We start from the raw sequence: 7,598 nt of genomic DNA on the forward strand, positions 1-7,598 counted from the left end.
ACATAAAGTTCAAGCACCAGCACGCGCAGCGCCGCAAGCAGGGGTGTGCCCAGCGCCACCCCGAGCGGCCCGAGGGCCACGCCCATGAACAGCAGGAAGATGATGGTCAGGGCCGGGGCGAGATTGACCACCCGATCCTGGATCAGCGGCGTTGTGACATTGGCATCGAACTGCTGGATCAGGGTATAGCCGCCCAGAACGATCAGTGCCGTCGTCCAGTCCTGGCCGATCATCGACAGACCGATGGGAACGAAAGCAAGTATCGGCCCGACAAAGGGGATGAAGTTGAGAAGCCCCGCGATCAGACCGAGCGTTAGCCCATAAGACACGCCCATCACCAAAAGCAGCACCGTTGTCAGACCTCCGACGATGGCCATCAGCGCCAACTGGCCGACCAGCCAATGCTGTAGCGTCGTGCCGGCCTTGGCCAGCACCTCACGCGCCCGCGGGCGTGCCTCGATGGGCAGCAGAATGGCAAGCCCGTCGCGATAGCGTTTGGGATCGATGGCGAGGAATATCCCTGTGAGAAAGACGATCACCATATTGGAGAGCAAACCAAACCCGGTGCCCAGCACGGCACCGGCCCCGCCAAAGATGGTCTGAGGTTCGGGAATGGCTTCGACGATGTCGGTGACATCGAAGGTGCGCGCCACCGGCAGACCCCAATCGTTGAGCTGGCTCGCCACCATGTCCCAGGCTTCGGCCAATGCTCTTGAAAGCGCATCGAACTGGGTGACAATGGTCACCCCGCCGCCAATCGCGGCGACAATGACGAGCACCACGACAAAAATCAGGGTCAGGATCACGGCGACGGCGCGCGGCAGAATGGGTACGAGCCGCATCAGGAGCCGGATGAGCGCGTCGAGAACAGCGGCCACGAGGACCGCCGCGAAAACGAGCATGATGATGTGCGCATAGAGCGCGGCAAGCACCAGCGCCAGAAGTCCGATAAATGCCAAAAAAATCGCGCGCGCCAAATCAGCTCTCCGCCCCTTACGAAAAGCTAAGACTCGTGGGGCCCAAGAGTTCCAATTGCGCTATTGCGCCGAGACCAGCCCCGCTTCCCAGCCCAGAATGGCGCGCTTGCGCACGATGCCCCAATGGTAGCCGGTGAGCGCCCCGGTCGAACCCACGATGCGATGGCAGGGGACAACGAAGGAGATGGGGTTGCGCCCCACCGCCCGGCCAATGGCGCGGGCAGCATTGGGCCGGCCGACAGCGCGGGCCACCTCGCCATAGGTCGCGGCACGCCCGGCCGGAACCTTGAGCAGGGTTTCCCAGACCTTGATTTCGAACTGGGAGCCGATCATCACCAACCGGATGGGCTGGTCGGGATCCCAGCGGTCGGGATCGAAGATGCGGGCGGCGATGGGGGCAATGGCGGCATCGTCGCGCTTGTAGGCGGCATTGGGCCAGCGATTGGCCAGATCCTCGAACGCGTATTGTTCCTTGCCATCATCGGCAAAGGAAATGCCGGCCACCCCATACTGGGTGACCATCAGGCACACCTTTCCGAACGGGGAGGGCGCATAGCCCCAGGCGACCTCCAGCCCCGCGCCCCTGGCACGGTAAACGCCCGGTGGCACCGCATCATAGGTCACGAACAGATCGTGAAGGCGTGACGGTCCGGAAAGACCCAGCTCGTAGGTCGTATCGAGCACGCTCATATTGTCACGCAGAAGTTTTCGCGCGTGGTCGAGGGCCACGGCCTGGGCAAAGCTTTTCGGCGTCAGCCCGCACCAGCGGCGGAACATATCGACCAGCTGGCGCTCGGTCATCGAGAGCGCATTGGCCAGTCCGGCGATATCGGATGCTTCGGGGCCGGGCATCGAGAGGTATTCGATGGCCTGCGCGATGGTGCGATAGGTCTCGTCGGTGGTCATATCGGGAAGCTGTGAAATTGCTGTCATCTCGTTCATGGGTTCACACTATCGACCGATGGCCCGCCCGACGACCCGATTTTTACACCGATCAGCGCTTGGCCCTGCTTAGGGCATGACCGAAGGCGTCGGCAAAGCTGGCCTTGTCGTCGGGGGTCAAGAACCGCCCGATTTCCACCTCGCCTTCGCGGGTTAGGATCTTGAGCGCGGTCACCCGGCCCTCTTTGTCGCGGATCACCGAAAAGCGGATGAAAAACGGATTGAACGAGAGGGCGGTCTCCCGCCCCTTCTTGGTGACATGGCGAATATCGAGGGTGTCGGGCCAGAGAGTGATCTCCTCGAACATCTCGGTATCCCTGAGCGAAGCAGTGAGCGCCCAATAGAGCAGGAGCACATCGAGCCCCAGAAGGCCGACGACGGGCCAGGCCCCCATGGCGTAAAACGCGATGCCGGGAATCGAGGCCATCACACAGGTGAACGCGATCACCCAGCGGATGCCCTTGGGCGAGAGGGAGCGGTGCGGGGTCAGCAATGCGGCAAAGAGCGGGCTTTGGGTCATCTCGACTTGCCTTTTGGCCTTGGCGCCATTCTAAGAGGATTGTCCGCACACAAATCAAATCAATTATCGGCGCACCCATGCCCAAGCCACTGACCCGGGCCGAGATCGAAAAGATCTTCGAGGCCTTCTCGCTTCACGATCCCGAGCCCAGGGGCGAGCTCGATTACGTCAATGTCTTTACACTGCTGGTCGCCGTGGTTCTGAGCGCTCAAGCCACCGATGTGGGGGTCAACAAGGCGACAAAGGCGCTGTTTGCCATTGCCGACACGCCCGAAAAGATGGTGGCGCTGGGTGAAGACGCCATCCGCCAGCACATAAAGACCATCGGGCTTTATCGCAACAAGGCCAAAAACGTCTTTCTTTTGAGCCAGATGCTGATCGAAAAGCACGCAAGCGAAGTCCCAGACACGCGCGAGGCACTGGAATCTTTACCCGGCGTGGGGCGGAAGACGGCCAATGTCGTGCTCAATATCGGGTTCGGCCAACCCACGATCGCTGTCGATACCCATCTGTTCCGGGTGGGAAACCGCACGGGGATCGCCCCGGGCAAGACGCCGCTGGCGGTGGAGCTGGCCCTGCTCAAGCGTGTCCCCAAACACTATCTGTTGCACGCCCATCACTGGCTGATCCTGCACGGGCGCTATGTGTGCAAGGCGCGCAAGCCAGAATGTTACCGCTGCATCATTGCCCAGTGGTGCCGCTATCCGGCAAAGACCGCCGGCTAGGACCAATCGACATTCAGCTTAGGGTGAGCCGAAAACGGCGGTTTTCGAGAACCGGAGCGGAGCGTACGTTCGGGTACGTGAGCACCGGAAGCGCAGAAAACTGCCATTTGCAGGCCGCCATCATCTGAATGTCGATTGGTCCTAGACCGGTTGCGCCTCCGGCCGCTATGGCTTAAGCGGGGGGCAGTATCCATGACAGTTTATGCGGAGCGCCGATGACCACGCGGTTCGACGTCCTGACCATCGGCAATGCCATCGTCGATGTGATCGCCCCGATCGATGACAAATTCCTTGTCGATGAGAGTTTACGCAAATCGATCATGCATCTTGTCGATGCCGATCGCTCGGCGGACCTGTACGCCAAGATGCCCGAGACCAAGTCGATCATTCCCGGCGGCAGCTCGGCCAACACGGCAGCGGGCGTTGCGGCGCTCGGCGGGCGCGCGGCGTTTGTGGGCAAGGTTGCCGAAGACGAGCTTGGGCTTGTGTTCCGCGACGATTTCGACACCAAGGGCATTCACTACGAAACCGCGTATCTGCGCGACGATGTGGCCACCGCCCGCTCGATGATTCTGGTCACGCCCGATGGCGAGCGCACCATGAACACCTATCTGGGCGCCTGCCAGCACCTGACCGAAGACGATATCGTCGAGGAAACGGTCGGTGCTTCGGCCATCACCTATATGGAAGGCTATCTGTGGGACCCCCCGCAGGCCAAGAAGGCCTTTATCATGGCGGCCCATTACGCCCACAAGAACGAGCGCGCCGCGGCGATCACGCTGTCGGACCCGTTCTGTGTCAACCGCTTCCGCAACGAGTTTCTCGATCTGATCAAGTCAAAGACCATGGATTACGTCTTTGCCAATATCGAAGAGGTCAAGGCGCTCTATGAGACCGACGACCTCAATGTCGCGGTGCGCCAGCTTGCCGAAGACGCCGAAATCGCAGCGGTGACCATGGGCGCGCGCGGAGCCATGGCGATCAAGAACGGGGAAATCGTTTCCGTGCCGGCGTTTCCTGTCAGCAATGTTGTCGATGTGACCGGCGCGGGCGATCTGTTCGCCTCGGGATTCCTTCTGGCCACGGCGCGCGGGCAATCGATGGAAGAAGCGCTCAAGCTGGGGTGTCTTGCCGCCTCGGAGGTGATTTCGCACTATGGCGCCCGCCCGGTCGCCGATCTCAAGGCGCTGGCACGAGGCGAGGGGATTGCGGTTTAGACCTTCCGCAACGCCACTTCGTGAATGGAGTGGTCGGCGCCTTTCTTGAGAATCAGATCTGCTCGCCCACGGGTGGGCAGAATGTTTTCGCGCAGGTTCGGCAAATTGATCGATTGCCAGATGGATTTGGCCGTCGAAATCGCCGTCAGTTCCGACAGTTCGGAAAAGCGTTTGAAAAAGCTTTGCGGATCGCGGAACGCGGTTTCGCGCAGCTTCATGAAGCGCTCGACATACCAGGCCTCGAGCACATGCTCGTCGGCGTCGATATAGACCGAGAAATCGATGAAATCGGACGCAAAGACGATTGGATTGCCGGTTCTGGGCAATTCACCGGGCTGAAGAATGTTGAGCCCCTCGACGATCAGAATGTCGGGGCTTTCGACGACCACACGCTCGCCGGGCACAATGTCATAGACCAGGTGGGAATAGGTCGGCGCGCTGACACGCGGCTTGCCCGATTTGATCGCTGCAAGAAACTCGACGAAGGCAGACCGGTCATAGCTTTCGGGAAACCCCTTGCGCTGCATCAGCCCGCGTTTTTCCAGCACCGCGTTTGGATACAGAAACCCGTCGGTGGTGATGAGATCGACCTTGGGCGAACTCGGCCAGCGGCGCAGAAGGGCACTCAGAATGCGTGCGGTGGTCGATTTGCCGACGGCCACCGATCCGGCGACGCCGATGATGAACGGCACCTTGGCGCCATTGTGCCCGAGAAACCGGGTCGAGGCATGATGAATGGCCTGAATGGCTTCGACGTAGAACGAGAGCAGGCGGGTCAGCGGCAGATAGACGATTTCAGCTTCGGCGAGGGAAATCGGATCGTTGAGCGCCCGAAGATGTTCGATGTCCTCGCGATCGAGCGTCATGGGCTCGTCGGCGCGCAACCGCGCCCATTCCTCGATCGTAAAGCTCAGATAAGGCGTGTAGGTAATCCTGGCCATTGTCAGTCCCCGGACCTTGCGGCCTTTTCGGCCAGGCCCGATTGCGCCGTGCGCCGGTCGAGTTCCTCGGACACCTCCGAGAGCGCAACGCCCTCCGAGCGCAACAGCACCAAAAGGTGATAGACCAGATCGGCGCTTTCCTTGACCAGCTCTTCGCGATCCCCGCTCATCGCCGCGATCACGGTTTCGACCGCCTCTTCGCCAAGCTTCTGGGCACATTTGGCGGTGCCTTTGGCGATCAGCCTTGCCGTATAGGAGACCTCGGGCGAGGTGCCGGCCCGCTCGGCCAGACGCGCGTCAAGCGCTTCGATACTCAATGTCATGAAATTGTGCCTCCGTCTCCGCGCCATCCGTCTAACCATTGCCGGGGGCGGGGTGCAAGCAATCAAAAAGGGTTAGTCGAGTCGCATGGGAATGCCGGCCGCCGCCATATGCGCCTTGGCCTGGCCAATGGTGAACGTGCCGAAATGGAAGATCGAGGCGGCCAGAACGGCCGTCGCATGACCCTCTTTTATGCCATCGACAAGATGATCGAGGGTGCCCACGCCACCCGAGGCAATGACCGGCACGTCCACGGCGTCGGCGATGGTGCGTGTCAATTCGAGATCGAAGCCCGATTTGGTTCCGTCGCGGTCCATGGAGGTGACCAGCAATTCGCCGGCGCCGCGCTCGACGGCGCCAATGGCAAACTCGACGGCGTTGAGCCCGGTCGGCTTGCGCCCGCCATGGGTGAAAATTTCCCAGGTGCCGGAGTCGCCGCGCTTGGCATCGACCGAAACGACGATACACTGATTGCCGAATTTGTCGGCGGCTCGTGCCACGAAATCGGGATCGTTGACCGCCGCCGAATTGATCGAGACCTTGTCGGCGCCGGACAACAGCAGCTTGCGGATATCGTCATTGGTGCGCACGCCACCGCCCACGGTGACCGGCATGAAGCAATGTTCGGCGGTGCGGGCAACGACGTCGAAAATGGTATCGCGGCCCTCGTGAGAGGCGGCGATATCGAGAAAGCAGAGTTCGTCCGCTCCGGCCGCGTCATAGGCGATGGCCGCTTGCACGGGATCGCCTGCGTCGACCAGATCGACGAAATTGATGCCCTTGACGACGCGGCCGTCCTTGACGTCAAGGCAGGGAATAATGCGAGCTTTAAGTGTCATCGGACGCCCGCTCCTTTTTTCGAATTCGCTGTCCCCGCGGCTGCGCCACTGCGGGCAAGCTGGCCGTCCTTGACGTCAAGGCAGAGAATGATGCGGGCCTTGAGGGTCATGCCGCTTCGCCCTTCAATATGGCCAGTGCTTCACGTGAATCAATGCGCCCGTCATAGAGCGCACGGCCCGAAATCGCACCTTCTAGGATTTGCGCATCGGGCTCGGTCATGCGGCGGATGTCTTCTATTCCGGCCAGACCGCCAGAGGCGATGACCGGAATGGACGTGGCATTGGCCAGTTCCAGCGTCGAGGGCCAGTTGATGCCCTTCAATACTCCGTCGCGGTCGATATCGGTATAGATGATCGCTGCGACGCCGGCGCCCTCGAAGCGGCGGGCAAGGTCGATGGCAGAGAGTTCGGAGGTTTCCGCCCAGCCCTCGACGGCCACCTTGCCGCCGCGCGCATCGATGCCGACGGCGACCTGTCCGGGAAAGGCTTTGCAGGCGGCCTTGACCAGTTCGGGATCGCGCACGGCGACGGTGCCCAGGATCACCCGGGCCAGGCCTTTGTCGAGCCAGTTTTCAATATGGGCCAGCGTCCGGATGCCGCCGCCGAGCTGCACGGGAAAATCGACGGCCTTGAGGATCGCGTCCACAGCAGCGCCATTGACGCTCTCACCGGCAAACGCGCCATTGAGATCGACGACGTGCAGATACTCAAATCCCTGACCCTCAAACAGCTTGGCCTGAGCGGCGGGATCGTCGTTGAAGACGGTGGCCTGCTCCATATCGCCGAGTTTGAGCCGGACGCATTGACCGTCCTTGAGATCGATGGCGGGAAACAGGATCATGGGCGCCATTTCAGAAAGTTCGCGATCAGGGCCAGCCCGAGGGACTGGCTCTTTTCAGGGTGGAACTGGGTGCCGAAAATATTGTCGCGGCCGACAATGGCCGTGATGGCGCCACCGTAATCGGCGGTGGCGATCACCTCGCTAAGGTTCTCGGCTTTCATGTGATAGGAATGGACGAAATAAGCGTGCAGTCCGGTTTCGCCTGTCTCTATGCCGTCGAGCAGGGCATGGGGACGGGAAACGCTCAGCGTGTTCCAGCCCATATGCGGCACCTT

9 protein-coding genes and 1 pseudogene are annotated in these 7,598 nt (G+C 61.1%); 2 read left to right on the forward strand and 8 right to left on the reverse strand.

Annotation, left to right across the window (positions count from 1 at the left end; all coding sequences use genetic code 11):
* The 3 genes from AACZ55_RS14735 to AACZ55_RS14745 form a co-directional block, all read right to left on the reverse strand.
* Nucleotides 1-977, reverse strand: a 977-nt coding sequence (locus AACZ55_RS14735; RefSeq protein WP_339647319.1) for an AI-2E family transporter, incomplete at its 3' end; no start/stop codon positions are given.
* A 60-nt stretch (nt 978-1,037) separates the two neighbouring features.
* A complete protein-coding gene (locus AACZ55_RS14740; RefSeq protein WP_339647334.1) occupies nt 1,038-1,910 on the reverse strand; it encodes a methylated-DNA--[protein]-cysteine S-methyltransferase in 873 nt (290 codons plus the stop codon).
* 61 nt (nt 1,911-1,971) lie between these two features.
* Nucleotides 1,972-2,439, reverse strand: coding sequence for a DUF2244 domain-containing protein (locus AACZ55_RS14745; RefSeq protein WP_339647322.1), 468 nt, complete (start codon nt 2,437-2,439; stop codon nt 1,972-1,974).
* Nucleotides 2,440-2,477: 38 nt separating this feature from the next.
* Here AACZ55_RS14745 and nth point away from each other — a divergent pair, with 38 nt between their 5' ends.
* The gene (gene nth, locus AACZ55_RS14750; RefSeq protein WP_339647337.1) at nt 2,478-3,164 is read left to right on the forward strand and encodes an endonuclease III; all 687 of its coding nucleotides are present in this window, start codon (nt 2,478-2,480) and stop codon (nt 3,162-3,164) included.
* Nucleotides 3,165-3,379: 215 nt separating this feature from the next.
* Nucleotides 3,380-4,381: an adenosine kinase gene (locus AACZ55_RS14755; RefSeq protein ID WP_339647325.1), complete on the forward strand. Its 1,002-nt coding sequence runs from the start codon at nt 3,380-3,382 to the stop codon at nt 4,379-4,381.
* Here the strand turns inward: AACZ55_RS14755 and coaA are convergent.
* The 5 genes and pseudogenes from coaA to AACZ55_RS14780 all read right to left on the reverse strand — a co-directional run.
* Nucleotides 4,378-5,322 (reverse strand): type I pantothenate kinase, encoded by a 945-nt coding sequence (gene coaA, locus AACZ55_RS14760; RefSeq protein WP_338608384.1) that lies wholly within the window; start codon nt 5,320-5,322, stop codon nt 4,378-4,380. The genes AACZ55_RS14755 and coaA overlap by 4 nt on opposite strands.
* A gap of 2 nt (nt 5,323-5,324) precedes the next feature.
* Nucleotides 5,325-5,645, reverse strand: a complete 321-nt coding sequence (locus tag AACZ55_RS14765; protein WP_339647328.1) for a phosphoribosyl-ATP diphosphatase — start codon at nt 5,643-5,645, stop codon at nt 5,325-5,327.
* A 72-nt stretch (nt 5,646-5,717) separates the two neighbouring features.
* Nucleotides 5,718-6,482: an imidazole glycerol phosphate synthase subunit HisF gene (gene hisF, locus AACZ55_RS14770; RefSeq protein WP_339647331.1), complete on the reverse strand. Its 765-nt coding sequence runs from the start codon at nt 6,480-6,482 to the stop codon at nt 5,718-5,720.
* 106 nt (nt 6,483-6,588) lie between these two features.
* Entirely contained in the window at nt 6,589-7,323 is a 735-nt protein-coding gene (gene hisA, locus AACZ55_RS14775; RefSeq protein ID WP_339647340.1) for a 1-(5-phosphoribosyl)-5-[(5-phosphoribosylamino)methylideneamino]imidazole-4-carboxamide isomerase, read from the reverse strand.
* Nucleotides 7,320-7,598: pseudogene (locus AACZ55_RS14780) on the reverse strand (imidazole glycerol phosphate synthase subunit HisH); the annotation flags it as partial. The gene hisA and the pseudogene AACZ55_RS14780, both read right to left, overlap by 4 nt.

Source organism: uncultured Pelagibacterium sp. (assembly GCF_963972885.1).
Lineage (GTDB): Bacteria > Pseudomonadota > Alphaproteobacteria > Rhizobiales > Devosiaceae > Pelagibacterium > Pelagibacterium nitratireducens.

Coding starts and splice junctions, on each gene's coding strand:
- AACZ55_RS14740 (WP_339647334.1), bottom strand. CDS start 1,910: ATGACAGCAATTTCACAGCTTCCCGATATGACCACCGACGAGACCTAT.
- AACZ55_RS14745 (WP_339647322.1), bottom strand. CDS start 2,439: ATGACCCAAAGCCCGCTCTTTGCCGCATTGCTGACCCCGCACCGCTCC.
- AACZ55_RS14755 (WP_339647325.1), top strand. CDS start 3,380: ATGACCACGCGGTTCGACGTCCTGACCATCGGCAATGCCATCGTCGAT.
- coaA (WP_338608384.1), bottom strand. CDS start 5,322: ATGGCCAGGATTACCTACACGCCTTATCTGAGCTTTACGATCGAGGAA.
- AACZ55_RS14765 (WP_339647328.1), bottom strand. CDS start 5,645: ATGACATTGAGTATCGAAGCGCTTGACGCGCGTCTGGCCGAGCGGGCC.
- hisF (WP_339647331.1), bottom strand. CDS start 6,482: ATGACACTTAAAGCTCGCATTATTCCCTGCCTTGACGTCAAGGACGGC.
- hisA (WP_339647340.1), bottom strand. CDS start 7,323: ATGATCCTGTTTCCCGCCATCGATCTCAAGGACGGTCAATGCGTCCGG.